The sequence below is a fragment of the Mesorhizobium sp. L-8-10 genome, assembly GCF_016756635.1.
GTDB lineage: Bacteria > Pseudomonadota > Alphaproteobacteria > Rhizobiales > Rhizobiaceae.
Genome location: NZ_AP023263.1, coordinates 8,406,296 through 8,432,452, shown reverse-complemented (window position 1 = coordinate 8,432,452; position 26,157 = coordinate 8,406,296). Strand labels below are relative to the sequence as shown.

28 protein-coding genes and 2 pseudogenes are annotated in these 26,157 nt (G+C 65.1%); 12 read left to right on the top strand and 18 right to left on the bottom strand.

The genetic code is table 11. The features are described 5' to 3' along the window. Positions 1–36 precede the first annotated feature (36 nt). Positions 37–1,842: a translation elongation factor 4 gene (gene lepA, locus JN280_RS39035; RefSeq protein WP_202309490.1), complete on the bottom strand. Its 1,806-nt coding sequence runs from the start codon at positions 1,840–1,842 to the stop codon at positions 37–39. A gap of 203 nt (positions 1,843–2,045) precedes the next feature. Here lepA and JN280_RS39030 point away from each other — a divergent pair, with 203 nt between their 5' ends. Then, a complete protein-coding gene (locus JN280_RS39030; protein WP_202309489.1) occupies positions 2,046–2,222 on the top strand; it encodes a hypothetical protein in 177 nt (58 codons plus the stop codon). Positions 2,223–2,311: 89 nt separating this feature from the next. Here JN280_RS39030 and JN280_RS39025 read toward each other — a convergent pair. After that, positions 2,312–3,948 (bottom strand): annotated as a pseudogene (locus tag JN280_RS39025) (ABC transporter substrate-binding protein). Between the two features lie 118 nt (positions 3,949–4,066). Between JN280_RS39025 and JN280_RS39020 the strand changes: the two are divergent. Next, positions 4,067–4,966, top strand: coding sequence for a LysR family transcriptional regulator (locus tag JN280_RS39020; RefSeq protein ID WP_202309488.1), 900 nt, complete (start codon positions 4,067–4,069; stop codon positions 4,964–4,966). Positions 4,967–5,151: 185 nt separating this feature from the next. Here the strand turns inward: JN280_RS39020 and JN280_RS39015 are convergent, their stop codons facing one another. Further along, on the bottom strand, positions 5,152–6,024 hold the full coding sequence (locus tag JN280_RS39015; protein WP_202309487.1) for a phytanoyl-CoA dioxygenase family protein: 873 nt from the start codon (positions 6,022–6,024) through the stop codon (positions 5,152–5,154). Between JN280_RS39015 and JN280_RS39010 the strand changes: the two genes are divergently transcribed. Next, positions 6,023–6,412, top strand: a complete 390-nt coding sequence (locus JN280_RS39010) for a hypothetical protein (RefSeq protein ID WP_202309486.1) — start codon at positions 6,023–6,025, stop codon at positions 6,410–6,412. The two genes, JN280_RS39015 and JN280_RS39010, sit on opposite strands and share 2 nt — an antisense overlap. Before the next feature lie 687 nt (positions 6,413–7,099). Then, complete coding sequence (locus tag JN280_RS39005) at positions 7,100–7,426, top strand: hypothetical protein (protein ID WP_202309485.1); 327 nt, start codon at positions 7,100–7,102, stop codon at positions 7,424–7,426. Between the two features lie 4 nt (positions 7,427–7,430). Here the strand turns inward: JN280_RS39005 and JN280_RS39000 are convergent, their stop codons facing one another. Continuing rightward, entirely contained in the window at positions 7,431–8,063 is a 633-nt protein-coding gene (locus JN280_RS39000) for an NrsF family protein (RefSeq protein WP_202315335.1), read from the bottom strand. A 1-nt stretch (position 8,064) separates the two neighbouring features. Then, positions 8,065–8,601, bottom strand: a complete 537-nt coding sequence (locus tag JN280_RS38995; RefSeq protein WP_202309484.1) for a sigma-70 family RNA polymerase sigma factor — start codon at positions 8,599–8,601, stop codon at positions 8,065–8,067. Between the two features lie 188 nt (positions 8,602–8,789). Here JN280_RS38995 and JN280_RS38990 point away from each other — a divergent pair, with 188 nt between their 5' ends. The 6 genes and pseudogenes from JN280_RS38990 to JN280_RS38965 all read left to right on the top strand — a co-directional run. After that, positions 8,790–9,077: a BufA1 family periplasmic bufferin-type metallophore gene (locus JN280_RS38990; protein ID WP_202309483.1), complete on the top strand. Its 288-nt coding sequence runs from the start codon at positions 8,790–8,792 to the stop codon at positions 9,075–9,077. Between the two features lie 128 nt (positions 9,078–9,205). Further along, positions 9,206–10,084, top strand: a complete 879-nt coding sequence (gene bufB, locus JN280_RS38985) for an MNIO family bufferin maturase (protein WP_202309482.1) — start codon at positions 9,206–9,208, stop codon at positions 10,082–10,084. 3 nt (positions 10,085–10,087) lie between these two features. Further along, positions 10,088–10,861: an HvfC/BufC N-terminal domain-containing protein gene (locus tag JN280_RS38980; RefSeq protein ID WP_202309481.1), complete on the top strand. Its 774-nt coding sequence runs from the start codon at positions 10,088–10,090 to the stop codon at positions 10,859–10,861. Next, positions 10,858–11,352 carry a DoxX family protein gene (locus tag JN280_RS38975; RefSeq protein ID WP_202309480.1) on the top strand — a complete coding sequence of 165 codons (495 nt, stop codon included), beginning with the start codon at positions 10,858–10,860 and terminating at the stop codon, positions 11,350–11,352. The genes JN280_RS38980 and JN280_RS38975 overlap by 4 nt, the downstream gene beginning before the upstream one ends. A 164-nt stretch (positions 11,353–11,516) precedes the next feature. Further along, positions 11,517–11,852: a hypothetical protein gene (locus tag JN280_RS38970; RefSeq protein ID WP_202309479.1), complete on the top strand. Its 336-nt coding sequence runs from the start codon at positions 11,517–11,519 to the stop codon at positions 11,850–11,852. Between the two features lie 135 nt (positions 11,853–11,987). Further along, a pseudogene (locus JN280_RS38965) lies at positions 11,988–12,797 on the top strand (SulP family inorganic anion transporter); the annotation flags it as partial. A gap of 186 nt (positions 12,798–12,983) precedes the next feature. On the opposite strand, the gene JN280_RS38960 reads toward JN280_RS38965, so the two are convergent. From JN280_RS38960 to JN280_RS38920, 9 genes are all read right to left on the bottom strand, one after another. Continuing rightward, a complete protein-coding gene (locus JN280_RS38960; RefSeq protein ID WP_202309477.1) occupies positions 12,984–13,412 on the bottom strand; it encodes a DUF6691 family protein in 429 nt (142 codons plus the stop codon). A 9-nt stretch (positions 13,413–13,421) separates the two neighbouring features. Next, complete coding sequence (locus JN280_RS38955) at positions 13,422–13,844, bottom strand: YeeE/YedE family protein (RefSeq protein WP_202309476.1); 423 nt, start codon at positions 13,842–13,844, stop codon at positions 13,422–13,424. Positions 13,845–14,006: 162 nt separating this feature from the next. Continuing rightward, on the bottom strand, positions 14,007–14,327 hold the full coding sequence (locus JN280_RS38950) for an ArsR/SmtB family transcription factor (protein ID WP_244743710.1): 321 nt from the start codon (positions 14,325–14,327) through the stop codon (positions 14,007–14,009). A 37-nt stretch (positions 14,328–14,364) separates the two neighbouring features. Beyond that, complete coding sequence (locus tag JN280_RS38945; RefSeq protein WP_202309474.1) at positions 14,365–15,246, bottom strand: MBL fold metallo-hydrolase; 882 nt, start codon at positions 15,244–15,246, stop codon at positions 14,365–14,367. A gap of 164 nt (positions 15,247–15,410) precedes the next feature. Beyond that, positions 15,411–16,448, bottom strand: a complete 1,038-nt coding sequence (locus tag JN280_RS38940) for an ABC transporter ATP-binding protein (RefSeq protein WP_202309473.1) — start codon at positions 16,446–16,448, stop codon at positions 15,411–15,413. Further along, on the bottom strand, positions 16,445–17,497 hold the full coding sequence (locus JN280_RS38935) for an ABC transporter ATP-binding protein (RefSeq protein ID WP_202309472.1): 1,053 nt from the start codon (positions 17,495–17,497) through the stop codon (positions 16,445–16,447). Before JN280_RS38935 ends, JN280_RS38940 begins: the two co-directional genes overlap by 4 nt. Beyond that, complete coding sequence (locus tag JN280_RS38930; RefSeq protein WP_202309471.1) at positions 17,494–18,438, bottom strand: ABC transporter permease; 945 nt, start codon at positions 18,436–18,438, stop codon at positions 17,494–17,496. The genes JN280_RS38935 and JN280_RS38930 overlap by 4 nt, the downstream gene beginning before the upstream one ends. After that, the gene (locus JN280_RS38925; protein ID WP_202309470.1) at positions 18,435–19,415 is read right to left on the bottom strand and encodes an ABC transporter permease; all 981 of its coding nucleotides are present in this window, start codon (positions 19,413–19,415) and stop codon (positions 18,435–18,437) included. The genes JN280_RS38930 and JN280_RS38925 overlap by 4 nt, the downstream gene beginning before the upstream one ends. Before the next feature lie 152 nt (positions 19,416–19,567). Continuing rightward, the gene (locus tag JN280_RS38920) at positions 19,568–21,193 is read right to left on the bottom strand and encodes an ABC transporter substrate-binding protein (RefSeq protein WP_446720805.1); all 1,626 of its coding nucleotides are present in this window, start codon (positions 21,191–21,193) and stop codon (positions 19,568–19,570) included. Positions 21,194–21,441: 248 nt separating this feature from the next. Here JN280_RS38920 and JN280_RS38915 point away from each other — a divergent pair, with 248 nt between their 5' ends. Next, positions 21,442–22,230 (top strand): YiiX/YebB-like N1pC/P60 family cysteine hydrolase, encoded by a 789-nt coding sequence (locus tag JN280_RS38915; protein WP_202309469.1) that lies wholly within the window; start codon positions 21,442–21,444, stop codon positions 22,228–22,230. 101 nt (positions 22,231–22,331) lie between these two features. Here the strand turns inward: JN280_RS38915 and JN280_RS38910 are convergent, their stop codons facing one another. Next, positions 22,332–23,138, bottom strand: coding sequence for a LytTR family DNA-binding domain-containing protein (locus tag JN280_RS38910; protein ID WP_202309468.1), 807 nt, complete (start codon positions 23,136–23,138; stop codon positions 22,332–22,334). 180 nt (positions 23,139–23,318) lie between these two features. Here JN280_RS38910 and JN280_RS38905 point away from each other — a divergent pair, with 180 nt between their 5' ends. Then, the gene (locus JN280_RS38905; protein ID WP_202309467.1) at positions 23,319–24,299 is read left to right on the top strand and encodes a DUF6622 family protein; all 981 of its coding nucleotides are present in this window, start codon (positions 23,319–23,321) and stop codon (positions 24,297–24,299) included. Here JN280_RS38905 and sigJ read toward each other — a convergent pair. From sigJ to JN280_RS38890, 3 genes are read right to left on the bottom strand one after another with little or no spacing between them, the layout of a single operon-like run. Continuing rightward, positions 24,278–25,186 (bottom strand): RNA polymerase sigma factor SigJ, encoded by a 909-nt coding sequence (gene sigJ / locus JN280_RS38900; protein WP_244742728.1) that lies wholly within the window; start codon positions 25,184–25,186, stop codon positions 24,278–24,280. The two genes, JN280_RS38905 and sigJ, sit on opposite strands and share 22 nt — an antisense overlap. Next, entirely contained in the window at positions 25,173–25,730 is a 558-nt protein-coding gene (locus JN280_RS38895) for a hypothetical protein (protein ID WP_202309466.1), read from the bottom strand. The genes sigJ and JN280_RS38895 overlap by 14 nt, the downstream gene beginning before the upstream one ends. Next, entirely contained in the window at positions 25,727–26,116 is a 390-nt protein-coding gene (locus JN280_RS38890; protein WP_202309465.1) for a hypothetical protein, read from the bottom strand. The genes JN280_RS38895 and JN280_RS38890 overlap by 4 nt, the downstream gene beginning before the upstream one ends. Positions 26,117–26,157 lie beyond the last annotated feature (41 nt).

The following is a 26,157-nucleotide window of genomic DNA, read 5'->3' as shown; positions in this document are numbered from 1 at the left end:
ACGGCTGGAGGAAACCGCGGCCCGGACAGATATGCTTCAGTCCCCCATCTTCAGCGCCTGGATGAAGGCTTCCTGCGGGATGTCCACCTTGCCGAACTGGCGCATCCGCTTCTTGCCTTCCTTCTGCTTCTCCAGGAGCTTGCGCTTGCGGGTGACGTCGCCGCCATAGCACTTGGCGGTCACGTCCTTCCTGAGCGCCGAGATGGTCTCGCGCGCGATGATGCGGCCGCCGATGGCAGCCTGGATCGGAATCTTGAACATGTGCTGCGGGATGAGCTCCTTGAGCTTCTCGCACATGGTGCGCCCGCGCTTCTCCGCCGCCGTGCGGTGGACCAGCATGGACAGCGCATCGACCGGCTCGTCATTGACCAGGATCGACATCTTCACGAGGTCGCCCTCGCGATAGTCGGTGAGGTGATAGTCGAAGGAGGCGTAACCCTTGGAGATCGACTTCAGCCGGTCGTAGAAATCGAACACGACCTCGTTGAGCGGCAGGTCGTAGACCAGCATGGCACGCTTGCCGACATAGGAAAGGTCGGCCTGGATGCCGCGCCTGTCCTGGCACAGTTTCAGGATGCTGCCGAGATAGTCGTCGGGCGTCAGGATGGTGGCGCGGATCCACGGCTCCTCGATATGGTCGATGCGGACCAGATCGGGCATGTCGGCCGGGTTGTGCAATTCCTTCACCGTGCCGTCGGTCAGATGCATGCGATAGACCACGCTCGGCGCAGTGGCGATGAGATCGAGGTTGAATTCGCGCTCCAGCCGCTCCTGAATGATCTCCAGATGCAGCAGGCCGAGGAAGCCGCAGCGGAAACCGAAGCCAAGCGCGGCCGAGGTCTCCATCTCGAACGAGAAGGAGGCGTCGTTGAGGCGCAGCTTGCCCATGGCGGCGCGCAGGTCCTCGAAATCGGCGGCGTCGACAGGGAACAGGCCGCAGAAGACGACCGGCTGCGCCGGCTTGAAGCCGGGCAGGGGGGTGTCGGTCGGCCGGCGGTCCTCGGTGATGGTGTCGCCGACGCGCGTATCGGCCACTTCCTTGATCGAAGCGGTGATGAAACCAAACTCTCCCGGGCCGATCTCGTCGGCCTGGATCATCTTCGGCGTGAAATAGCCGGTGCGCTCGACCGGATATTTCGCGCCCGTCCCCATCATGCGGATGGTCTGGCCTTTCTTCAGCACGCCGTCGATGACGCGCACCAGCACGATGACGCCGAGATAGGCGTCGTACCAGCTGTCGACCAGCATGGCCTTGAGCGGCGCCGAGGCGTCGCCTTCGCGCGGCGGCGGCAACTGCTGCACGATCGCCTCCAGCACGTCCTCGATGCCGATGCCTGTCTTGGCCGAGATCAGCACGGCCTGGCTGGCGTCGATGCCGATCACCTCCTCGACCTGCTCGCGGATACGGTCGGGCTCGGCGGCCGGCAGGTCTATCTTGTTGAGCACCACGACGATCTCGTGGTTGTTGTCGATCGCCTGATAGACATTGGCGAGCGTCTGCGCCTCGACGCCCTGGGAGGCGTCGACGACCAGCAGCGACCCCTCGCAGGCGGCGAGCGACCGGGAGACCTCATAGGCGAAGTCGACATGGCCCGGCGTGTCGATGAGGTTGAGGACATATTCCTCGCCGTTCCTGGCGCGGTAGCGCAGGCGCACGGTCTGTGCCTTGATGGTGATGCCGCGCTCGCGCTCGATATCCATGTTGTCGAGCACCTGCTCCTTCATCTCGCGCGCGTCGAGCCCGCCCGTCATCTGGATGAGGCGGTCGGCGAGGGTGGACTTGCCATGGTCGATATGCGCGACGATGGAGAAGTTGCGGATGTGGGAGATCGGGGTGCTCATGGAGCGAGCGCTATAAAGCATTCGCGGCGAAAGTGGAAACCGGTTTTCGGCGCGCAATCGCGGCAATACGGCAGGATTTGCAGGGGTGCCGAGAGTGCATCCGGGATTTTCCCCGAAATAGGGAAAGTCGTTGCCGAAGCCAGGTCCTTATCGTCATGCGGGTCGCGGCTAGACTCTCCTGCAGACGTTGCGGGAGAGAAGCGATGATCGAAGCTGGAATTCCGAAAGACATGACGGCGGATACGCCCACGGCAGCGGATGCAACCGACCTGGAGCGCGGACCATGCGGCGGCATCTGCGCGCTCTGTCCGAAGCGCCACGCCGCGGTTCGGTCGGCGCTCGCCGCCGGGGAAGGCGAGCGCAACGGACGGAAACATTAGATTTCGGATGTCATAACGATGCCGAAACGGTTCTGGTTGCGGCCAGGCAAGTTGCCGCGCGTCCAACCGAACGCGCGGCAAAGGGATAATCAGGCCAGCCAGGTCTTCTCGAAATGCTGCTCATAGGCCTGGTGCATGCTGTAGCCTTTGACGTTGGGCCGCATATGGCAGAAAAGCTTGCGCCAGAAGGGCTGAACGATAACGCCGGAATCCTGCAGGATCTGCTGCAGTTCCTTCATCACGGCGCGGCGCTGGTCGGCATCGGCGATGGCATTGGCCTGCTGCAGCTTGGCGTCGAAATCGGGGTCGGAGAAGCCGCTCTCGTTCCATGCCGTCCCGGACTGATAGGCCAATGCGAGCGTCTGTATGCCGAGCGGTCGGGCGTTCCAGTTGGTGGTCGAGAAGGGATATTTCGTCCAGTCGTTCCAGAAGGTCGATTCCGGATAGACGGTTCGCTTCACCTTGAAGCCGGCGTCACGCATCTGCTGGGCGATCACGTCGGACGACTCCTTGCGATAGTCCGCATCGACCGAGATCAGTTCGAACTCGTGGTCGGCCTGGCCCGCCTCGGCGAGCAGGGCGCAAGCCTTTTCCGGGTTGCGGCGAACCGGCGGCAGTGCGGCATAGTCCGGGTGCATCGGCCCGACATGATGGTTCTCCGCGACCGCGCCCATGCCGTTGGCGCCGAGCTTGAGCACCACCTCGTTGTCGACGGGGCGAGCTGGATGGCGTTGCGCACGCGCTTGTCGTCATAGGGCTTGGCGTTGACATTGGTGCGCGCGACGATGGTCGTCGCGGTCACGATCTCGGACATAACGAGCCCCATGGCGTCGAGCATGGCTACGTCGGATGTCTGGGTCTGGCCGTTGAGATCGATCTCGCCGGATTCGAAGGCCGACACGGTGGCGGCGGAGTCGGTGCCGTAGTCGATCCAATCGATGCCGTCGAGATGGACGTCGCCGCCCCACCAGGAACCGTCCGGCCGGCGCCGCACGGAAGCCTTCACACCGACATCCATGGCGGTCAGCTCGAACGGGCCGGTGCCGATCGGCTGGGCGGAGAGCAACTCCCCGCGCTCGTCGAAGGAATGATGAACGATCAGGGCCGGATAGTCGGTCATGGCCGGGATGATGGTGATGTCGGGCCGCGACAGCTTGAGCACCACCGTGTGGTCGTCCTTGATGGAGATGGCGCCTTCGCGCGCCTTCTTGGTGTCGGGGTCGACGAGGGCGCTCATTCTGCCGGCCATCGAGTTGCCCGGCGCATCCTTGTCGCACCAGCGGGTGATGTTGAAGGCCACGTCCTTGGCGGTGAAGTCGTCGCCGTTCGACCATTTCACCCCTTTGCGCGCATTGAGCACATATTCGGTTGCGTCGGCGTTGACCTGCCAGCTTTCCAGCAGCATCGGGCGGAAGGTGAAGTCGTGGTTCCAGCGCACCAGCGGCTCGAGAAACTGCATGGCGACGTTGCCCATCTGCGAGACGCTGAATTTTCGTGGGTCGTCGAGCGCCATCACCTGCATGCTGACGCGCAATACACCGCCCCTTCTCGGCTGGACCGTTTCCTCTGCGGCGGCGGGCACGGGCAGGCCGATAAGGGCGTAGGCGGCGGCCGCGCTCGCGCCCAGCGTGCCGGCGAGCGCGAAGAACTCACGCCGGTCGAGCCGCCCGCGCCTGGTCTCGCTGGCGAACATCGCGATGGCCGGATGCTGCTTGCTGGATGTCATGTCGGTTTCTCCCATTGTTGATTTCACGTCCAAAGCTGTTGGATTTCTGGCTCCGCGGTTCGGCTCGCCACGGTTTGATGGCTGATCGAAGCGCCTGGGGATCGGAGGGCTCGCCGGAATGAATTTGCTGACCGCGATGAAGGTGTTCGACCGCGTCTGCCTGCTGGGCAGCCTGTCGGCGGCCGCCCGCGACCTCAACATGTCGACGACGGCGGTCAGCCGCACCATCAAGGAACTGGAGGACGACCTCGGCGTTCGCCTGATCAACCGCACGACACGCCGGCTCGCACTGACGGAGGCCGGACGCGAATATGGCAGCCGCGCCCGAACGCTTCTCGACGAGGTGCAGGAACTTCAGGACGCCACACGCGGGCTGCACCGGGAGGCGCGCGGCGTGATCCGCATCTCCTGCTCCAACGTGCTCGGCCACACCCGCATCACCAGGCTGGTGCCGAAGTTCCTCGAGGAGAATCCGCTGATAACGGTCGAATTCAACCTCACCTCTCGCTATGTCGTCGGCGTGGTCGAGGAGGGCTATGACGTCGCCATCCGCTTCGAGCAGCAGAACGATTCCGCGCTCATCTCGCGCCGGCTCGGCGAGGTGCGCAACTATGTGTGCGCGACGCCGGAATATTGCGAGAGACATGGCCGGCCGATGCATCCCGGGGAACTGGCGGGGCACAGCTGCGTGCTCAGCAACTTCGCCAAGCGCATCGGCACCTGGCCCTTCACCACGCCCGAAGGGCCGTTCGCGGCGCCCGTCGGCGGACGCATATCGACCAACAGCGTCGAGGCCGCCTATCAGATGACGCTGGCCGGTTTCGGCATCGGCAACCTGCCGAGCCTGCTCGTCAACAATGCCGTCCGTAGCGGCCAGCTTGAAGTGCTGCTCGAGGAGTTCCGACCGGAATCGAGCCCGATCTACGCGCTTTATCCACACCGCACCTATGTCGCGGCCAAGGTGCGCGCCTTCGTCGATTTCCTGATCCGGGAATTGTCCCCGGACCTGGAGGGGTAGTCTGAACTCCACATTGTCGGTGAGCGCGCGGCGCCCCCTCACCCAGCCTCCGCGGAGGCCGGGTGAGGGGGGCGGGGCGGGAAGGAACGGGTGACACGCCGACCGTTGCTCTCGCCTGCACGCAAACGCCTTCGGGACCCCGCGCGAACGCGGGATCCCGTCACAAGCGACACGGCGCGGTCCGGTCACTTCCACCATTCGGTCGTGTCGTAGGATGGGCCCGGCTCCTCGAAGAGCTTGTCGTATTTGCACAGCTTCGGGGTGTCGCCGAGCGGGGTGGAGACACCGTCCTTGAAGGCCCATTCGCCGCGCGGGCTGGCGTCGGCCCGCACATAGCTCGACAGGAGGAAGGCGCGGTCGTGCCCGGACTGGTTGGGCGCCGAGCCGTGCACCGTCAACAGCCCCCACATTGCGAGATCGCCGGGCTCCAACTCGAGCGCGACGATATCGGACGGGTCGATACCGACCTCGGCCAATTCGTCCTCGGCGGTCAGGCCCTTCATGAGCTGACCGTGTCCTTCGTCCGAGAGAGCGAGATAACCACGCTTGTGGCTTCCCGGCACGACCTGAAGGCAGCCGTTTTCCCGCGTTGCGCGATCCACTGCGAGGCCGGTCGTGACAGTCGCGTCGACGACCGTGTCATACTCGCTCTGGCTGCGGAAGCGCAGGTCCTGATGGAAGCGATAGCCGGTGACATTCGCGCCCGGCGGCTTCCAGTGGAGTTGCTGCGCGATCTGCTTGATGTCGCGCCCGATCAGGCCTTCGAGCAGCTTGAGATAGTCGGGGTTGCGCCGGAACTCCTCGAAATACTTGTTTACCCAGGAGAACCAGTAGGCCTGAAGCACGTAACGCTTGCCGAACTGCGCTTCGGGCAGGATCTGGAAATTGAGATTTCCGTGGCGATAGGTGGCCTGATGTTTCAGGCCTTCGTCGTAGACGGCCCGGGATTCCGTCTGGAGGCGGATGAGTTCGTCGCCGTCGACGAAACCTCTGACAACGGCATATCCCTCTTCGCGGTACTGTTCGACGGCATCCCGCGCCTGCGCTGCCGATATCATGACGACCTCTTCGCCGGTTGATCCCGGAAGCGATCATAACCGGGGGTGGTCGAGCGATAAGGCGCTCAATCGGGAAACGACTTTCCCGAAAATCGGCAAAATGGCTCAGGCCGACAGCGCGAGCATGGCGACGGGCGGCAGGATCCCGATCTGGAATTCGGCATGGGCGAACATCAAGCTTTCGAGGTCGTGCCGCGCGAAGATCCTGTGCGGTGCTGAACTGCCAGCCCGGCAACATTCTGGGCATTCCGAAAGCCGGGCAGTGGCGGCTGCAAAAAGCTGGGGCGGCGGCCGAATCGAAGTGCCGGCACGTCCGCCCCAGGGGCCTACCGAAATCCAGAGGCTTGGGGGCAAGTCCTGGAGCTTCGGCTGGAAGTTCGAACTCTGACCGGAATCCCTTCGTGGCGGTGGTGCAGGGCTCCAAGACGGCGTGCCGGCGCGATCGCCCCGCCAGGCTCTCGATTGCCATAGCCGTCGGCTCTTGGTTCCTGCCCGCCGGTTGCCAGGGTCCCGCCTCGGCGGCATGAGCTTTATCACGGGGCGACTGAGTCGCGTCTGGCTATTTCTGGGTGCATTATGCCTGAATCGCCGACCGCATCGGGGCGCAACCGATCCAGATATTGGTATTGGTCTCGCAACTTGTCGTTTTGGGGGCCTTCGCTCGCAGACTTACCGTGCCAGAAGCAGCCGCGGCGACATCTGCAGCCGGCGCGTGCAGCTTTCGTAACGTCATGCCCCATTTGGGAGTAGACTGCTGCAGATATCGGCGCGATAGCTTAGGCTCTTTTGTAGCTGGCCCCAACCGGCGACATCCCGGCGGAGGTCTCCACTGTGGGGCGCTTCCGCCGGCTTTTTCCCCCCACCCAATCCCGCTGCGATCGCCAGTTTTCGCTTGGTCGAAGCGGCAAGCCTCGCGCAATGTCGGGCTGCTACAGCGTGTCGCGTGAAAAAGAATTCACGCGACACGCTGTAGATACCTGATCTTGCGCATGTCTTTATCCCGAATCCGCGGCACACTTTCGGGAGACATGCTTTGGACTCGGCTGCTCGATGACCTGTGCCACGAGGACTCGCCTTGCCGATCGTCGGTCCGGTTTCCGCTGCAAGGACCTTTCGCGCCGAAGCCGTCGCCGGCCGCGCCGCGCGGCGTTCGCCGGGCCCGTCCATTCGACCTGTCCGTCCAGGCTTGCCGTCCGTCGCCGAGACCGGCCCGGAACGGCCGCGCGTTCCAGTACCGATCCTGCCGGAGCAATGCGCAAGGCCGGTTTCGGCGAGGTTTGAGACCAGCGCCAAGGCCGCCTGCAACATCGAGCCGCCGCTTCGTGAAGGCGGCTGGGCCGAGGCGATCACGCTGCTGACCATCGTGGCGGCCGTCTGCCTCGGCGTGTGGATGCTGTTCTGACGTCTCACCATCGCGCCACGCGCGGCGCGAGCACGGCGCCGAGCAAAGCGAGCATTGCGACCGCGATCGTGTACCAGGTCGCGACGAACAATGGCGAGTCGTCCGTGCAGTGGGCGGCGTAGAACGTCGCGGCGAGCCCGCCGGCAGCGAGGCCCGCGACGGCGCCGGCAAGCACCGGTCGTGTCGGCGCCCCATGGCGAAGCGCCGTGAGGAAGATGGCGAGCGGGCCGATCCCGATCAGAGGAATGAAGGTGAGGCACACTGCCAGATTGGTGCCGACCAACCGTGTGGCCAGTTGATCGGCTGGGACGGCCAGGATCTCGGCGACGACTGCGAGGCCGAGCAGAGCCGGCGCCATCAGAAGCCAGGACCAGGCGCGCAGTCCGGGCGCGGGCCGCGACAAGGCCCGCACCGACCCGAAGGCGGTCACTGCGAGCAGCGTCGTCACGACGAACTTGAACGGGAAGCGAACGGTCTGGACGGCGGCTGCGATGTCGGTGCGAGGACCGAGCACGATGAAGAAGACCACCGCTGCGACCGCTGCGCCGAGGGCGGCGGCGATCCACCAGGCACGGCCAATCGGCATGACCGGCCGGATATCGGCGCTCAGCGCCTTGATGAGATCGTCGGTCTTCATCTCATTCACGTCCGAACTTTCGCGCTATCGCGGCAAGCCCGCGATGCAGCGCGACCCGAATGGCGACCTCGCTCATGCCGAGCCTGCGCGCCGTCTCGGCGATCGACTGGCCCTCCACCGAGATCGCCGAGACGACCGCCCGCTGGCCCGGAGACAGCGTGCCCAGGGCCCGGTCGATGTCGCGGTCGCTCGCCCCTTCTCGTTCGGGCTGGGCAATCGTTTCGGCGACGTCGTCGAGATCGACCGTAAGGTGACGGCCGCGGCGGCGGAACGCATCGATCAGCTTGTGGCGAGCGATCGTGTAGACCCAGGGCAAGACCGCGGCATCGGCCATCCAGGTATGGCGTTTCAGGTGAATTGCGAGCAGCGTATCCTGCACGACGTCCTCGGGATCGACCCCGCCCTGCACGATCTTCCGGCGAACGAAGCCGCGCACGAGCAAGGCGGTCCGTTCCAGAAATTCGGCATAGGCTCTTTCATCTCCTGCGATTGCTCTACGCAGAAGCCTGGCGAGTTCGGCCTCGTCCTTGCCGGTCACCAATGCTTCCTCCCCACTACGCATCGAGGCCGGGTTTGTTACGCGGCTGCGCGAATATCCTCCAAGGGCGATCGGCTGTCGATCACGAACTTGTGTCCGCGCTGCCGGGTAACGGACGGGCTGCCCCCTTCGAAAGGCAGATGCGCGGCCGATCCCGGTGCGCGAAAACCATCAAGAGGAGATGTTCCATGAACCGTTCGACGCTTGCGCTCGCCCTTGCCGGCTCTTTGACCTCGGCATTCGCTTCGGCAACCTTTGCCGCACCGCTTCCCGCCTCCGAGATGGTCGGCAAGGAGAAATGCTACGGCATCGCGCTCAAGGGCCAGAACGACTGCGCCGCCGGCGCCGGCACGACTTGCGCGGGCACGTCGACCAAGGACTATCAGGCCAATGCCTGGAAAGCCGTTCCGGCCGGAACATGCACGACGATGGAGGTCGATGGCCACAAGGGGTCGCTGGAGCCCATGGAGAGCTGACGCCGAGCGGGAGGCTCGGGCGACCGCGCCTCCCGCGCCAGCGGTTGCGCCGATCGAAACGACGCTGCCGTTCCGCCTGTTGTTCGCGCATCGGATTGCGATGCTCTGCCCGTTTCGGGAGGAAAGCGATGACCGCATCGACCACAGCCGTTGCGCTGCCGCGCCGCGCTGGGCTCGGCCTCAAGCCGGAGCACTATGCCGATGTCCTCGAAGACCGGCCGGATGTCGGATTCTTCGAGGTCCATGCCGAGAATTACATGGGGGCCGGCGGGCCGCCGCTTCGCTTTCTCGATGCGGTCGCGGAACTTTATCCCTTGTCCCTTCACGGGGTCGGTCTGTCGATCGGCGCCGAAGGCCCGCTCGACCGTGAGCACCTGAAGCGGCTGCGGGGCCTGATCGACCGCTACGAGCCGTGCAGTTTCTCGGAGCATCTCGCCTGGTCGACACACGATACCGGCTTCCTCAACGATCTCCTGCCGCTACCCTACACGGCCGAGACCCTTGCTCGCGTGGTCGACCATGTGGACGAGACCCAAGAGGCGCTCGGGCGCCGGCTGTTCCTCGAAAATCCATCGACCTATGTGCTGTTCAGGGAAAGCACGATCGAAGAGGTCGACTTTCTCGGGCAGGTCGCCCAGCGCACCGGATGCGGGCTGTTGCTCGACGTCAACAATGTGATGGTGTCGTCGGTGAACCACCGGCTGGACGCGGTCGCCTATGTCGACCGCTTCCCGATCCGGCATGTGGGCGAGATCCATCTCGCCGGCTACGAGGAAACAGTCGACGGCATCGGCGATCGCCTGCTGATCGACGCCCACGGCACTGCCGTCAGCAGCGACGTGATCGCGCTCTACCGCCATGTGCTCTCGCGCAGCGGTGCGCTGCCGACGCTCATCGAATGGGACAACGATGTCCCCGACTTTCCGACGCTGCATGCCGAAGCTCGCCGCGTCGACCTGATGCTGGCCGATGACCTGGCCCGTCGTGACCATCGCCCGGCGGCTTGAGCCATGTCGTCCGACAGTCTTCGCTCTTTCGCCGAAGCTTTGCTCGACCCCGAGAGGCCGGTCCCGGATACCGTCATGACGTTCCGCGGCGACATCGACGCCGTACGCTTTGCCGTCTATCGCAACAATGTCCATGCCGGTCTGACGCGCGCGCTGGCGCAGCGGTTTCCCGTGACGGAACGTCTGGTCGGCAAGGATTTCTTCGCCGGAATGGCGCGTGCCTATCTGCAGGGCCACATGCCTTCGTCGCCGCTCATGTTTCGCCATGGAGACGACTTTCCGGACTTTGCTCGGTCGTTCGAACCGGCGCGGGGACTAGCCTATCTGCCCGACGTCGCGCAGATCGAAGCAGCGTGGAGCCGGGCCTATCACGCTGCAGACGCGGCTCCCCTGGCCGCTGCCGAACTGGCGTCCATCCGACCGGAGATGCTGCCGGCTTCGAGGCTCGTTCCACATCCGTCGGCGTGCCTTATCCGCTCGCAGCACCCAATCGGTTCGATCTGGGCCGCGCATCAGAAGCCCACGGTCGTGCGGCCCGCGGACTGGAGACCCGAAGCCGTTCTGGTCGTGCGGCCCGACATGGCGGTCGTCGTGCATGTGCTGCCGCCGAGCGATGTCCTGTTCGCCGCGGCGCTTCTCGGCGGTGCGGCGCTCGGCGAAGCGGCTGAGGAAGCGTCCGGCGCGGACGAGCAATTCGATTTCGGATCCGCTCTCCTCGGCCTTGTCGGACTCGGCGCTTTCAGCGGAATCCAGCAGGACAGAGGAATGCCTTCATGACGAGCGAAACGAAGCCGTTTGAGATCGTATCGGGGGTGTCCGGCTGGGCAGCTCGCGCCGAGCGTCTGCTCGCGGCCATTCCGGCATCCCTGCCGTTGCTGGCGCTGCGCGTCGCCTTGGCGGTGCCCTTCTTCAAGTCGGGCCTGACCAAGTGGGATGGGTTCCTGCAACTCTCCGACGGAGCGAAGTTCCTGTTCATGGAAGAGTTCAGGCTGCACGTCTTCGGCCACGCGTTCGCTTATCCGTTCCCGATCGCCATGGCGACGGCCGCGGGCATTGCCGAGATCGTCCTCCCGGTGCTTCTGGTCATCGGCCTTTTCACCCGATTCGCCGCATTTGGATTGCTTGTGATGACCGCCGTGATCCAGAGCACCATTCCCGACGGCTGGGCGAACTTCCATCTGCCATGGGCGGCAATGGCCCTTGCCCTCGTCGTTTTCGGCGGCGGTCGGCTCGGCGTCGACGCAATCCTCGGGACGTCTCGGACCTGACCTTCATCGACGCAGGCGGCGCTGAAAAATGCCCAATGCGCGTCGCCCTGCGGGCTGGACCATCATACGCACCACTCCGACATCTTGACGGTGAAAGGCGTTTCTCCGAGAAGTTGGCCGGGCCACCGTCGAAAGCAGTGGCCGGGATCTTCGGGGAGACCGACTTGACCTTGTCCGGCATGCTGCAACTCGGTGTTTCGACCGTGGTCTTCCTGGTTGCGGCGACCGTAGCGAAGTCGTGGGCGTTGCAGCCGGGCATCGGCAAGCTGCTCGTCACCCTCGCGCTCTATTCCGCCGGCAACCTGATCATGCTGCGCCTCGTCCGCGAGTTCGGAATGGCTTCGGCTTTCAGCCTCTCGGCGGTGATCCAACTGGTCGCCGTGAACGCCATCGCGCTCGCCTATTTCGGCGAGCGGCTGAGCATGATCCAGTCGAGCGGCATCGTCCTGGCCATCGTCGCCGTCTGCCTTATCACGCTCGGGCCCGCCCTGGGCAAATAGCTTCCTTCCACCGGTCGGAGCACCTGCGCCCGAGCCGGGAACAAGAAGCCGGTGATCGGCCGACCGTTCGGAGTGGCTCCGCGGTTTCCTCGGCCGGCGGTGTCTCATCCCCTTCCATGCAGCGTCTGCTCGCACGCCGATATCGGCTCGGCGCTGTTCGGCGGCATCTGTGTCACCGGCACGATTGCGCGGACGGCCACGAATGTGCGCGCCGGCGCGCATGGCCCGGTCTCGGGCATGCTGCATGCGCTCTTCCTGCTTTTGTTCATGCTGGTGGCGGCGCCGCTCGCCAGCTATATCCCGCTCGCCGCGCTGGCCGGTGTGCTGGCCATTGTCTCCTGGAACATGGTCGAGAAGTCCGCTTTCGCTGCCCTTCTGCGCTCGTCCTGGGGCGACGCGGTGGTACTGCTCGTCACCTTCGGACTCGTCGTCTTCCGCGACCTCACGGAAGGCATCGTCGTCGGTTTCCTGCTAGGTTCCGTGTTGTTCATCCACCGCATGGCGACGACCATCGCGGTCGAGACCCATGCGGCGCCGCTGGTCATGGAGGACATGGCCGACAGCAGCAATGGCGGGCGTGCCGCCTATGATCCGGGCGTCGCCGCCGATCCGGACACGGTGGTCTACCGGATCAGCGGGGCCTTCTTCTTCGGCGCTGCTTCGGCGGTCGGCACCGTTCTCGACCGGATCGCCGATCACCGCCGGAACTTCATCCTCGACTGCGCGGCCGTTCCGTTCCTCGATTCCACGGCGGCCAATGTCATCGAGGGCGCCGCGCACAAGGCCCGGCGCGCCGGTGTCAGGCTGTTCATCACGGGTGCCTCGCCCGAGCTCAGGCGTATGCTGATGACACATGGCGTGCGCCCGCCGCTCGTCCGCTACAAGGCCACCATTTCGGGAGCGTTGCAGCAGATCAGGGACGAAGCCGCGCAGGCGATCGGCTGAGACAGTGACAACCGAAGCGGCGTCGGCTGTTCCGGCTGCACTGAATGATGGGCCGACCGGAGCCGAGATCGCTCCGTTCGGCCCGGATGCGACTTCAGATCACGACGAATTCGCCGGCCGTGAGCGGCTGCTTGCTGGTGAGCGTCGCGATCCGGACGGCGGCACCGAAGGTGATGCCGTCGCCGGTCAGGTCGCCCGGGCCGGGCGTGTTTCGATGAGCAGCCGCGCAGCGAGCATGCCGACCAACATCGCGGGAACGAAGGCGAGCGTGCCTGTCGCACCGAGGCCGAGTGCCGTGATTGCCGGCCCGGGGCAGAAGCCGCCAAGCCCCCAGCCGATGCCGAAGATGGCCGGCCCGGCCAGCACTCGGCCGTCGATGCCGTTGCGATCAGGCAGATGGAATGTCTTGCCGGCGATCGGCCGACCGCGCCGTAGCACCAGCCGGTAGCCCAGGAAGGTCACGATGACGGCCGCGGCCATGACAAGGGCCAGCGAGGGATCCCAGTTTCCGAACAGGTCGAGGAAATTGAGGACCTTCGCAGGGTCGGACATGCCCGAAACGACGAGCCCGATGCCGAAGAGCAGGCCAAGTCCGAAATTGACGGGGAAGGACATCAAGGCGCCTCAGATCACATGACGGACGATGAATACGGTGACGAAAGCGACGATCATGAAGACCGCTGTGGCGACCAGCGAACTCATGGAGAGCCGCGAAAGACCGCATACCCCATGGCCGCTGGTACAACCGTTGCCGTAGACCGAGCCGAAGCCGACGAGCAGGCCGGCGACGACCATCAAGGGGAGGTTGGAGGAGACCGTCTGCGTGATCCCGCCGCCCGCGAGCGTCGCGATCCCCAGGGGCGCGGCGACGAGGCCGGCAACGAAGCCGGCGCGCGAGAGGAAGGCGCCGTCACGATAGGGCGGCAGCAGCCGGCCCGCGATGCCGCTGATGCCGGCGATACGGCCTTCCCAAAGCATCAGGAGCACGGCCGACAGGCCGATCAGCGTGCCGCCGGCGAGCGACGCGAAAGGAGTAAATTCGGTCATTGGGGTCTTTCGATGTGTCGAAGGATGGTGTCGTAACGACGGCCGATGGGATCGGCCGTTGGCGAGCGCGACCGCGTGGCCCAGGCCCTTTGGCGCGAAGCCGGGCGGCCGCGCAGGCGATTGCGGTCAGGCGGATGCATGAGCATCCACCGGGGGGATGCGTCAGCATCCAGTGCCGTGGATATCAGGATCGGCTTGCTCCGGCGCCTCGCAGAACAGGCGGTGCATCAGGGCGACGAATTCGGCGACGCGACCGTCGGCCAAGCGGTAGAAGACCGATTTCGATTCCTTGCGTCCGACGATGAAGCCGGCCTCGCGCAACTCCGCGATCTGCTGGGAAAGCCCCGGCTGGCGGATACCGAGCGTTTCCTCGAGGTCGCGCACGGAACGTTCGCCCTCGACGAGCGTGCAGACGATCATCAGCCGGTTCGGATTGGCGAGTTTCTTCAGGAATTCGGCCGCCTCGGCTGCATAGTCGAGCATGTCGGCCGTTCCGGCGCGGAGGTGGCTTTTCACCGCCTCATTCCCAGGCTGCGCCATCGAGCGCGTCGAGCGGGAATTTGAGATAGCGCTTGCCGTTCGCCTCGGGCTCGGGCAGAAGGCCGCCATTCATGTTCACCTGCAACGCGTGCAGGATGAGCTTTGGCATGGGCAGCGTCTTGTCGCGCGCCTCGCGGATCGCGACGTACTCCGCTTCGGTCCTGCATTTCGCAACATGGATGTTGGTCGCCTTCTGCTCGGCAACGGTCGATTCCCACAGCGGGCCGCGTCCGTTGGGCTGGTAATCGTGGCCGGTGAAGAGACGCGTCTCGTCGGGCAGCGCGAGAATCTCCTGGATGGACCGCCACAGGCGGGCCGCACTCCCGCCCGGGAAATCGGCGCGCGCGGTGCCGCTGTCGGGCATGAAGAGCGTATCGTGGATGAAGGCCGCGTCGCCGATCACATATGTAATCGACGCCAGCGTGTGTCCGGGCGAGAACAGCACCTTCGCCGGGATGGAGCCTACCGAGAAGGTTTGTCCCTCGGCGAAGAGCCTGTCCCATTGCGAGCCGTCGGCGGGAAAGTCCGGCCGGTTGTAGATCGCCTTCCAGAGTTGCTGGACCTCCGTCACCTTCTTCCCGATCGCCGTTGGTGCGCCGGTTTTCTGCTTGAGATAGCGGGCGGCCGAGAAGTGGTCGGCATGAGGATGCGTGTCGAGGATCCATTCGACTTCGAGATCCTGCTTCCGGATGTAGTCGAGGATCGCGTCGGCGTTGCGGGTCGCGGTCGAACCGGATTTCTCGTCGAAGTCGAGGACAGGATCGATAACGGCGCATTTCCTGGTCGCGGGATCGCTGACGACATATTGGATGGAGTATGTGCGCTTGTCGAAAAAGCCCGTGACGTCCGGCTTGCCGGTCATGGTCGTCTCCAGATTGCCCCGTGCATGAGGGTTGATGAAAGCTGCGGTGAGGCGAAAAAATTGCGGAACTGAAAATCGCATAAATTCGATTGCGAAAAAATGCAATCGAAAGATCGTAATCGATTGATGGAGGCCGACGGGAGCGCATCCCGTCTGATTTCGGCCTAACCCTTGGCTTCCGGGGCGTAGAGATGGCAACGCACCGCGGTGCCTTCGGCATTGTAGACAGGCGGCGTCTCGGTTCGACAACGCTCCATGACGTGCGGGCAGCGCGGATGGAAATGGCAGCCGCGGGGCGGCTTGATCGGATTGGGGATCTCGCCGGCGATGGGTTCGCGCTCGACCGTCTCCATGCTGATATCGGGTACGGCGTCGAGCAGCATGCGCGTATAGGGGTGCTTCGGCTGAGCGAACAGCATTGCCGCCGGAGCTTCCTCGACGAGACGGCCGAGATAGAGCACCCCGACGCGGCTCGCCATGTGCCGGACGACGGCGAGATTGTGGCTGATGAAGAGATAGGTGAGACCGAGGCTCTGCTGGAGGTCGCGCAGCAGGTTCAGCACCTGCGCCTGCACCGAGACGTCGAGAGCCGAAGTCGGTTCGTCGCAGACGATGAAGTCGGGCTCGGAGGCGAGCGCACGGGCGATGGCGATGCGCTGGCGCTGGCCGCCGGAGAATTCGTGCGGGAACTTGCCGGCGTCGCGCGGGTCGAGCCCGACCAGCGACAGCAATTCGCCGACGCGCTGTTCCCGCTCCCGCGCATCCGCCTTCAGGCCGAAGGCCTTGATGGGCTCGGCCACGATGGCGCCCACGCGCCAGCGCGGATTGAGGCTGGCGAACGGGTCCTGGAAGATCATCTGGATCTGTCGGCGGATGCGGCGCTGCCGGGCAGCGCTGCGTTCCGCCCATATGTCGGCGTCGGCGATGCGGACCGTGCCGGCGCTGGGCGGCAGCAGGCCGACGGCCATCCTGGCGATGGTCGACTTGCCCGAGCCGGACTCGCCCACCAGTGCGTAGGTTTCACCGCGCCGGATGGAAAGCGCGACGCCGTCGACAGCGGTGAGGGTTACCTTGCCACTGCCGTCGAGCATGCGGTTCAGCCAGCGCTTCGACAGGTCGAAGACGCGGGCGAGGCCCTCGATGTCGACCAGCGGGGCTTCGGTATGGCCGGACAGCGGCGTTGCATCCAGGCGTGCGCTCATCGGTTGGCCTCCCCGGGGCGGGCTCGGACAGTGATCCCGGCGGCCGAGGCCGCGGCAAGTGCGCTTTCGGGCGCGGCCGGTCCGCCCGTGTCGAGCAGGAAACAGGAAGCCTGGCTCCGGCCGGCCTCGTATATGCCAGGCCGCTCGGCCGGGCATCGCTCGAAACGGAACGAGCAGCGCGGATTGAAGGCGCAGCCGGCAGAGATAGCGCCGAGCCGCGGCATTGAGCCGGGAATCTGCGCAAGACGCTCGTCCGGATCGCCGGCGAGCGAGGGAATCGCCGCCATCAGCCCGTGCGTGTAGGGGTGTTGCGGGTGCCTGATGACGTCGCGTACCGCCCCGAGTTCGGCGAGCCGGCCGGCATAGAGCACGCAGACCCGGTCGGCGGTCTCGGCGATGACGCCCATGTCGTGGGTGATCAGCATGACGGAGGTTCCACGCTCCTTGCACAGCCGCCTGATGAGGGCGATGATCTGCGCCTGGACGGAGACGTCAAGCGCGGTGGTCGGCTCGTCCGCGATGATGAGTTCGGGGTCGGCGGCAAGCGCGAGCGCGATCACGACGCGCTGGCGCATGCCGCCGGAGAACTGATGCGGATAGGCGGAGAGCCTGGCGCCCGCCGCCGGAATGCCGACCTCGACGAGCAGCCGTTCCGCCTTTTCCGCCGCCGCCTTCGGCGAGACCCGCTGATGGGTCAGGATGGTTTCGGTCAGTTGGTCGCCGATCCGGTACAGCGGGTTCAGGCTGGTCAGCGGATCCTGGAAGATCATGCCGACGCGCTTGCCGCGGATGCGGCGCATGGCCGGTGGCGGGAGATTGTCGATACGCTCGGATCCCAGCCGGATCTCGCCGCCGGCGATCCGCGCCGGCGGATCGAGCAGGCCGATGATCGACTGGCCTGTGATCGATTTGCCGGCGCCGGATTCGCCGACCATGCCGAGCACCTCGCCGGGGGCGATGTCGAAGGACAGGTCGTCGATTGCCACCAGCACCCCGCGGCGCGTGGGGATCTCGACACGAAGATTCTGGACGGAAAGGGTTGGGGTCATCTGAGTTTCGGATTGAGCGCATCGCGCAGCCAGTCGCCGAGCAGGTTGACGGCGAGCGCGAGGACGGCGAGCGTGATGCCGGGGAACATGGTGATCCACCATTCGCCGGAGAACAGGAAGTCGTTGCCGATGCGGATCAGCGTGCCGAGCGAGGGTTGCGTGGGCGGCACGCCGACGCCGAGGAAGGAGAGCGTGGCTTCCGTTATGATCGCCAGGGCGAGGTTGATGGTGGCGATGACGAGCACGGGACCGAGCACGTTTGGAAGTACGTGGCGGAACATGATGGTGACGGGCCTCAGCCCGATCAGCCGGGCCGCCAGCACATATTCCTTATTGGCTTCGACAAGCACGGAGCCGCGCACCGTGCGGGCGTACTGGACCCAGAAGCTCAAGCCGATCGCCAGGACCAGCACGGTGAAGACGATGTCCTGATAGGCCTGCGGACCGGCGAGCGCGCGCGCCATGCCGTCGATCAGCAGCGCCGTCAGGAGCGCCGGAAAAGTGAGCTGCACGTCGGCGATGCGCATGATGATCGTGTCTGTCATGCCGCCGGCATAGCCGGCGATAAGGCCGAGGCTGACGCCGAGCACCATGGCGAAGATGACGCTGGCGAAACCGACGGCCAGCGAGATGCGCATGCCATAGAGGATGGTCGACAGCACGTCGCGGCCCTGGTCGTCGGTACCGAGCAGGAAGCCGGGCTGGCCGTCCGCCGACCAGGCAGGCGGGTAGAAACTGTCCATGACCGAGATGGCCGCGGGGTCGAAGGGATTCTGCGGCGCGATCAGCGGGGCGAAAAGCGCGGCCAGAATCAGCATGAGGCTTACGATTGCCGACGCCACCGTCAATGGCGAGCGCCGGAAGGAATAGAAGAGATCGCTGTCGATGATGCGGCGCGCAAGCCCGGCGCGCGCCGGCTGATGTCCGATCGTATCGGTCATGCCTTGGCTCCTCCGACGCGGATACGAGGATCGACGACCACATAGAGCATGTCGACGACGAAATTGATCGCGGTGAAGAGGAAGGCGATCAGGAGAAGGTAGGCGGCCATGACCGGTATGTCGGCATTCTGAACGGCCTGCAGGAACAGCAGCCCCATGCCCGGCCATTGGAAGACGGTCTCGGTGACGATCGAGAAGGCGATGATGGAGCCGAGCTGGAGCCCGGTGATGGTGATGACGGGCACCAGCGTGTTCTTGAGCGCGTGGCCGAAATTGATCGCGCGGCGGGTGAGGCCGCGCGCGCGGGCGAATTTGATGTAGTCGGTGCGCAGCACCTCGAGCATCTCGCTGCGCACCAGCCGCATGATCAGCGTCATCTGGAACATGCCGAGCGTGATCGAGGGAAGGATGAGCGAGACGAGACCCGAACGCGTGAGCAGGCCGGTCGTCCAGAAGCCGCCAAGGGAGACCGTCTCGCCGCGTCCGAAGGATGGCAGCCAGCCGAAATTCACTGAGAAGACGTAGATGAACAGGATGCCGATCAGGAAGGTCGGCAGCGATACGCCGACGAGGCTTACGGCGAGGAACGCCCGCGACAGCAGCGTGTCGCGATAGAGCCCGGTGTAGACGCCCATCGGCAGGCCGACAAGCAGCGCGAACAGCGCCGATACCAGCGACAGTTCCAGCGTGGCCGGCAGCCTGGCTGCGATCAGCTGAGCCACCGGCTGCTTGATCTGGTAGGAGATTCCGAAGTCGAATTGCACCGCCTTGCCGACGAAACGGCCGAACTGGACCAGCACCGGATCGTTCAGCCCGAGCTGCTCACGCAATTCGGCGCGCTGTTCGAGCGTGGTGTCGACGCCGACGAGCTGGTTCACGGGATCGCCCACGAACCGGAACATAAGGAAAGAAATGAGCGCCACGACCAGCATCACGCCGGCCATCTGGATGAGGCGCCTGATTGCGAATGCGAGCATGCCGAACCTCTGGCTGCCGGGCCTGAAGCCGGCCGCCCGGATGAAATCCGAACAGCCGGCCGGCCCTGTGTGCCGGCATCGGCCCGAGACCTGTCGTCACGGCCGATATGATCGAGGAAACGCCGCCTCGAGCGGCGCACCCCGTCCGAACGTCACTTCAGCGTGGCCCAGTAGAACAGCACCTGGTCGTCGGGCCGTTGCACGATGTCGAGGTTCTTGCGCTTGCCCCAGGCCAGCGATTGCTGATGGAGCGGGATGTGCGACGTCTCGTCGACCATGATCCGATAGGCCTGGCTGATCAGATCGTTGCGCTTGGCAAGGTCGGCTTCGACGAGGATCTGCTTGGCCAGTTCGTCGACCTTCGTGTTGCAGTAGCCGCCGAGATTGAAGGGGCCTCCCTTGCCGGTCGCGTCGCGGCAGGTCGCCAGGCTGACCAGCACGTTCCACGAATCGAACGAGCCGGGCGTCCAGCCGAGCAGGAAGAAGTCGGTGTCGTAGCCGCCGGGCGCCAGCACCTTGGCGAAATACTTGGCCTTGGGCTGGGCGTTCAGGTTCACCTTGACCCCGACCTTGGCGAGCATCGAGACCACGGCCTGGCAGATCGCCTCGTCATTGACATAGCGGTCGTTCGGGCAGTCCATGCCGATGGTGAAGCCGTCGGGATAGCCGGCATCGGCAAGCAGCTTCTTCGCTGCTTCCGGATCATAGGGCCAGCGCTCGAAGTCGCCCGACTTCTCGAAGAGCTGGCTGGCGATCAACAGCGGAACCGGGGTCGAAAGATCGCGCATCACGCGCTTCCTGATCGCCTCGATGTCGATCGCCTGATAGAACGCCTTGCGGACATTGGCGTCGCGGAACGGGTTCTTGCCCTTGACGTCCGACGTCGGCAGTTCGTCGCGGAACTGGTTGAAGCCGAGATGGATCACGCGCAGTTCCGGTCCGGTCAGGGCGTCGGTGTTGGGATCGGACTTGATGCGTTCGATGTCCTGAACCGGAACCGGCTCGATCAGGTCCACGTCGCCCGAGAGCAGCGCTGCCACGCGCGTTCCATCGGCCGCGATCGGGGTGAACACCACGCCGTCGAGATTGTGTTCGACCTTGCCCCACCAGCCCTTGTTGACCTTGTAGACCGTCTTGACGCCGGGTTCGTGCGATTCGATGGTGAAGGGGCCGGTGCCATTGGCCATGTAGGCCGAAGGCGCCGGATTGGTGTCCTTGGCCGAAACCGGCTTGACCGCGCCTTCCTTCTCCGCCCACTCCTTGTCGATGATGTACCAGGTGTCCCACTCGGCGAACAGGATGGGATTGGGCGTCTTCAGCTCGACCTCGACCGTATGGTCATCGATCTTCTTCCAGACCGAATCGGCCGGGATGCGCGTCTTCAGGTCGGATCCGTCCGCGCGCACGCGCTCGGCCGAGAAGACCACGTCGTCGGCCGTGAAGTCGTTGCCGTTGGCAAATTTCACGCCCTTGCGAAGATGGAAGCGCCAATGCAGCGGGTCGACCATCTCCCAGCTTTCGGCGAGTCCGGGGATGATCTTCAGGTCCTTGTCGCGCTTCGTCAGCCCTTCATAGACGTTGCCGAGCATGCCGAGCGTGAATGTCTCGTTGAGCGTATAGGGGTCGAGCGCATTCAACGATCCCTGGAAGGCGAAACGCAAAGTCTTGCCCTCCTCGGCCGAGGCGATAGCCGTCGTCGCGGCCAGCATCGCGCCGAGCAGAAGTCCGCCGCGCCCGACCCTTCGGGTCACGGAACGGGCTGCCGATCGTAGATCCATTTCTGAGGTCCTCCAACCTTATAGTTGTATATTTAACGTGTGACATAATTTCCTGCGACGGCAAAGTTGAACCTTTTGTGAATCGCCGCCACGGGCCTCTGGAGGCCGTTACAATGCTCCAACAATCCCGGGATGGGAATAGGGGACGTGCGGATCCGCGGGATGCCCTTGCTGCCGCGCCGGCCGAGGCCGTGGTCTACCCTCTTCACCTTCGGCCGGTACGCGCCCATATTGGCCGGGGAGGCGGCATGCAACCAGACACATTTCTCGACAGGATCGGCCGGTTTCTGGCCAGGCGGCTGGTGCAGGAATCCTCAGGCTACGAGCCCTACACGCCGTCCGATCCCGAGACATTGAGGCGCACGCTCGAGCCCGGCGACATCCTGCTGATCGAAGGCAACCAGCGGATCTCGGCGGCGATCAAATACCTCACGCAGTCGACCTGGTCGCATTCGGCTCTCTATGTCGGCGACGCTTTGCCGGATCCGGACGACGGCACGGAGCGGCGGCGGCTGATCGAGGTCAATCTCGGCGAGGGCTGCGTGGCGGTGCCGCTATCCAAATACCGCACCTACAATACCCGCATCTGCCGCGCCAGCGGGCTGACGCCCGAGGATCGTGAGCAGGTCGTCCGTTTCATGATCGAACGGCTCGGCCTCAAATACGACCTGAAGAACATTTTCGACATGCTGCGCTACTTCATGCCGGCTCCGCCGGTGCCTGTGCGATGGCGCCGGCGCATGATCGCCTTCGGCTCGGGCGACCCGACCCGGGCGATCTGCTCGTCGATGATCGCCGAGGCCTATGGGCAGATCCGCTATCCGATCCTGCCGGAGATCACGCGAGCCCCGGGCCGGGCGTCGGCAGAGTCCTCCTATTCGCGCAGCGAGATCCTGCATATCCGCCATCACTCGCTCTACACGCCGCGCGATTTCGATCTGTCGCCCTATTTCCGCATCGTCAAGCCCACGCTGGAATATGGTTTCGACTATCGATCGGTGACATGGGCCGAGGCTGCCGACAAGGCGGCAGACTAGCGAGTCGGCCCGAAATCGCGCTCGATTTCCGGAAGGCACGATGCGCAGATTCAAAGCGATAGAGTGTCCGTTGCGCGTCCGGACGCGCGGCGCACTGGTGGCTAGGCGAGTCCGGCGGCCCGAACCGCTTCGAACCAGGAGCGGCTGACCGGCAGAAGCGTTTCATCGCTCATCCTGAGGAAAAGCCTGCCGTCCCTGCGCAGGCTGCCGGCGACGGCGTCGAGCGCCACCCAGTGCGAGCGGTGGATCTGCAGGCCCGGCACGCCTTCCAGTTCCGCGATGGCGTCGGCGAGCCGCATGAGCACCAGCGTGCTCCCCTTTTCGGTATGCACGTCGACATAGTGATCCTGCATCGACAGATAGGTGACGTCGCCGCGCAGATGCGGCGGCAGCCGGTCGAGCAGCTTCGGCCGCGCCTTGGCAGCAACAGCCGATCCCGGAGATGGTTCTTCTGACAACGGGACTGTCGGGGAGGAGACAGCTGGAGTGGAGGCCGTCCTGGCCGCCGGTTGCCCGTTGTCGATAAGACCGAACAGCACGGTGACGGCGCCAGCGATGAGGCTGCAATTGACATAGAGGGTAAGGATGTCGCCGGTCGCGGTGGTGGGCTCGTCGAAGATCGCCATGTTGAGCAGCACCACGATCGCCGTCACCGGGAGCCCGGCCGTCAGCCCGGCAAGCGCGATTCTCACCGGCCGGTTCCCGACATCTCCGAGCAGGAAGTGGAAAAGCAGGCCGATGGACAGATAGCCGGCGAGGAAGGTGGCCAGCGCCGTGGCGAACCAATAGGCGAGGCGCGGCGCCAGAGCGAGGTGTTCATAGGTGTCGAACGGGCCGGCGACGCCGAGCACGATCGACACGGCAACGATCACGCCCCAGAAGCGCGGCGCGACGATCAGAACCTGCATTCTACGAAGCGCGAATTGCAGAATCCCGTCCTTCACGTACCCGACCGTCCGTTTGCGAAGATGCCTTTGATGCCGAAGCACCCGCCCGTCATGGTGCCGCCGACAAAGGGCCTGCGGCAACCGGGTCCTGGACGCAGATAGCCCGAGCGCTCGGGCGCTTCAACATGTCGGGAGAATTCGATGACGCTCCAGCCGCTCCTCGAGGCGCAGCCGGCGATCCAGATCCATGCTTTCGCCGCAATATCGGCCTTCCTGCTCGGCGCGGTGGTGCTGTTCCGCCGCAAGGGCGACAAGCTGCACCGGCTCGGCGGCCGCGTATGGGTGGCGCTGATGCTTGTGGTGGCGCTGTCCTCCTTCTTCATCCATACGATCCGGCTATGGGGCGTCTGGAGCCCGATCCACCTCTTGTCGATCGGCACGCTCCTGTCGCTGGCCTACGCGGTCCGCAAGGTTCGCGGCGGCGACGTCGTCGCGCATGCCGCAGCCATGCGGACCACCTATGTCGGCGCTCTCATCGTCGCCGGCGCCTTCACGCTGGCGCCCGGGCGAATCATGAACGAGGTCGTCTTCGGAAGGGCAGGTTCTGCCGACGCCGCGGGCTCGGGAGTAGCGGCGAGCCATCAAGGACCGACCGTTGTCGGCATCGTCACCCTCACGCCGCTCTGGGTCTGGCCGCTGCTTCTCTATGTTCTTTATGCCGGCTGGGAGGCGACCAGGGACCGTGTGGTCGCGCCCTGGCGACCGCTCGTGATGCCCGCTGTGGCCGCCGGCCTCGCGCTCCAGGAACTGTTCTCGCCAGGCCTTTCGCTTGCGGGTCTGGCCGCCTTTGCCGTCGGCGCGGCGGGCGGGAGCGTGGCCGGCCTTGTGCTCGGCCGACGTCGGCCCGCGGAGCGGCGTGGCGACGGCAGGTTGGCGCTCAAGGGCGACTGGGTTCCGCTCCTGCTGCTTCTTGGCATCTTTGGCCTGCGTTATGCGATCGGCGTCGCCCTCGCCATCCATCCCTCCCTTGGCCAGGATATGGGGTTCCTCGTGGCAAGGTTCGCACTCACAGGGCTGTTTGCCGCCATGATGATCGCTTTGACCATCGCCGCGCTCCCTGCCGGGACGGTCCGCCTGGCCGGGCTGGCCGGCCGGGCGGTTCAGCCCTCTGCCGGCAAGTGAACGGCCGCGAGCTTGTCGGGATTGCGCACGACATAGATCGCCGCGATCAGTCCGTTCTCGTCGATCGCGAGCCCGACCGTCTGGTCGAGCTTCCCGCCGATATCGATCAGCAGGCCGGGCGCGCCGTTGATCGAAGCGGCGCGCATGCCGACCGCGCTCGGATCATAGAGCTTGTGGTAGAGGCCGAAGAGCAGTCGCGCCACCTTGTCCTGTCCGGTAACGACGTTGAGCGCCGAACGCGCTCTGCCGCCGCCGTCCGAAACGAACTCGACGTCGCGCGCGAGCAGTTGCTTCAAGGGGCCGAGATCGCCGGTCTCGGCGGTGCGGGCGAAGCCGGCGACGAAGCTGTCGACGTCCTGCTGCCTGGCCTGGAAGCGCGGGCCGCCGCTCCTCAGCATCTTGCGGGCGCGTGACGCCATCTGCCGGCAGGCGGCCGGCGAGCGCTGAAGCGTCTCGGCGATCTCGTCGAAGGACAACTCGTAGAGATCGTGCAGGAAAAGCGCCGCCCGCTCCAGCGGCGACAGCCGCTCAAGCGCCCGCATCACGGCGAAGGAGATGTCGAGCGCGACGTCGCCGGCATGTTCGTCGATGCTGCCGGCGGCTTCGACCAGCGGTTCCGGCAGCCAGGGACCGACATAGGTCTCGCGCCGTTTCTGCGCCGACTTCTGCCGGTCGAGGCAAAGATTGGTGACGATCCGCGAGAGGTAGCGCCCGGAATCGACGGGATCGGCAGATGCGGCGAAGCGCAGCCACGCGTCCTGCACGATGTCCTCTGCCTCGCTGACCGAGCCGAGATAGCGGTAGGCGAGCCGCAGCAGGCGCTTGCGCTGGCCGAGATAGGCGGCCAGCCTTTCGTCTTGCATACCGGCCTCGTCAGGATCCTGCACCCGCCTTCTCCAATGCCGCTGTTTCGGCGCGAAGCGCGGCGACGACCGGCTCGCAGGCGTTGCCATAGCCCATGCCGCGCTTGAAGAGCGGATAGAAGAGACCGGAAACCGTCGCTGCCGCAAGCCCGGCGATGCCCTGTCTGCCCCAGCGCCGCTCGCATTCGGCGGCGATTTCGGCAAGTTCGGGATCGTTGGCGATGATTGCCGCCGCGTAGCGCGCTGCCAGCTTCATGTCGGGCGGTGCACCGGGCGAGCCTGTGAGGAGATCCGCGACGTCGGCTCGGGCCACACCGGCCTCGACTGCCATATCCACGACAAGCCGCAGGCACGATCCGCAGTCCGCCCACTTCGTACCGGTCAGCTTGGCGGCAAAATAGACGTTGGCCGGCAGGCCGAAGCGATGGCGCGTGAAGCCGTTGGCGAGGCCGAGCTTCAAGGCGCCAACGGCGTCGATATCGGCGAGCTCGCGCATATAGGCCGTGTCGTATCCGTAACGATTTTCGAATTGCGCGAACTGGCGCTTGAGCAGGGCGGCGAGCATCACGCGGCCCTCCCGGCAGGCGTGGCGCCGGCGCGTCCGAGTAGCGCGCAGAACGGCAGGAAGCCGGGTACCAGGATGACGAGCGTGTCGCGAAGTGCCGCCGCCGGCGTCGTGCCGTGGGTGATCATCTCGACGAGATGCAGGCCGGCGTGACCGCCGAGGAAGACCAGCGCCGGAACAAGCACGGCGGTGCCACCGGTCTTGGCCGCGAGCCAGAGTGCCGCGGCCGAGGCAAGGAAACCGAGACCGATGTCGCGGATGAAGTGGGCGTTGGCCGGCCCGGTGTCGACGACGCCGGGAACGGCCGCATACCAGGCCTCCGGCATGGCCAGCATGAACAGGCCGTTGAGGCCGTGGTAGACGCTGAGAAGGACAAAAAGAAGACGCATGGCTCGATACCTCCATATCCTCCCGACGAGATAGGGTGGCC

Excerpts from the sequence above, each read along its gene's own strand:
- JN280_RS38955 (WP_202309476.1), bottom strand. The coding sequence starts at position 13,844 with ATGACCGAATTTACTCCTTTCGCGTCGCTCGCCGGCGGCACGCTGATC.
- lepA (WP_202309490.1), bottom strand. The coding sequence starts at position 1,842 with ATGAGCACCCCGATCTCCCACATCCGCAACTTCTCCATCGTCGCGCAT.
- JN280_RS39020 (WP_202309488.1), top strand. The coding sequence starts at position 4,067 with ATGAATTTGCTGACCGCGATGAAGGTGTTCGACCGCGTCTGCCTGCTG.
- JN280_RS38925 (WP_202309470.1), bottom strand. The coding sequence starts at position 19,415 with ATGCTCGCATTCGCAATCAGGCGCCTCATCCAGATGGCCGGCGTGATG.
- JN280_RS38975 (WP_202309480.1), top strand. The coding sequence starts at position 10,858 with ATGACGAGCGAAACGAAGCCGTTTGAGATCGTATCGGGGGTGTCCGGC.
- JN280_RS39000 (WP_202315335.1), bottom strand. The coding sequence starts at position 8,063 with ATGAAGACCGACGATCTCATCAAGGCGCTGAGCGCCGATATCCGGCCG.
- bufB (WP_202309482.1), top strand. The coding sequence starts at position 9,206 with ATGACCGCATCGACCACAGCCGTTGCGCTGCCGCGCCGCGCTGGGCTC.
- JN280_RS38920 (WP_446720805.1), bottom strand. The coding sequence starts at position 21,193 with ATGGATCTACGATCGGCAGCCCGTTCCGTGACCCGAAGGGTCGGGCGC.
- JN280_RS38960 (WP_202309477.1), bottom strand. The coding sequence starts at position 13,412 with ATGTCCTTCCCCGTCAATTTCGGACTTGGCCTGCTCTTCGGCATCGGG.
- JN280_RS38905 (WP_202309467.1), top strand. The coding sequence starts at position 23,319 with ATGACGCTCCAGCCGCTCCTCGAGGCGCAGCCGGCGATCCAGATCCAT.
- JN280_RS38945 (WP_202309474.1), bottom strand. The coding sequence starts at position 15,246 with ATGACCGGCAAGCCGGACGTCACGGGCTTTTTCGACAAGCGCACATAC.
- JN280_RS39010 (WP_202309486.1), top strand. The coding sequence starts at position 6,023 with ATGACGACCTCTTCGCCGGTTGATCCCGGAAGCGATCATAACCGGGGG.
- JN280_RS38915 (WP_202309469.1), top strand. The coding sequence starts at position 21,442 with ATGCAACCAGACACATTTCTCGACAGGATCGGCCGGTTTCTGGCCAGG.
- JN280_RS38890 (WP_202309465.1), bottom strand. The coding sequence starts at position 26,116 with ATGCGTCTTCTTTTTGTCCTTCTCAGCGTCTACCACGGCCTCAACGGC.
- JN280_RS38910 (WP_202309468.1), bottom strand. The coding sequence starts at position 23,138 with ATGCAGGTTCTGATCGTCGCGCCGCGCTTCTGGGGCGTGATCGTTGCC.
- JN280_RS38935 (WP_202309472.1), bottom strand. The coding sequence starts at position 17,497 with ATGACCCCAACCCTTTCCGTCCAGAATCTTCGTGTCGAGATCCCCACG.
- JN280_RS38990 (WP_202309483.1), top strand. The coding sequence starts at position 8,790 with ATGAACCGTTCGACGCTTGCGCTCGCCCTTGCCGGCTCTTTGACCTCG.
- JN280_RS38980 (WP_202309481.1), top strand. The coding sequence starts at position 10,088 with ATGTCGTCCGACAGTCTTCGCTCTTTCGCCGAAGCTTTGCTCGACCCC.
- JN280_RS39015 (WP_202309487.1), bottom strand. The coding sequence starts at position 6,024 with ATGATATCGGCAGCGCAGGCGCGGGATGCCGTCGAACAGTACCGCGAA.
- JN280_RS38950 (WP_244743710.1), bottom strand. The coding sequence starts at position 14,327 with ATGCTCGACTATGCAGCCGAGGCGGCCGAATTCCTGAAGAAACTCGCC.
- JN280_RS38930 (WP_202309471.1), bottom strand. The coding sequence starts at position 18,438 with ATGACCGATACGATCGGACATCAGCCGGCGCGCGCCGGGCTTGCGCGC.
- JN280_RS39030 (WP_202309489.1), top strand. The coding sequence starts at position 2,046 with ATGATCGAAGCTGGAATTCCGAAAGACATGACGGCGGATACGCCCACG.
- JN280_RS38940 (WP_202309473.1), bottom strand. The coding sequence starts at position 16,448 with ATGAGCGCACGCCTGGATGCAACGCCGCTGTCCGGCCATACCGAAGCC.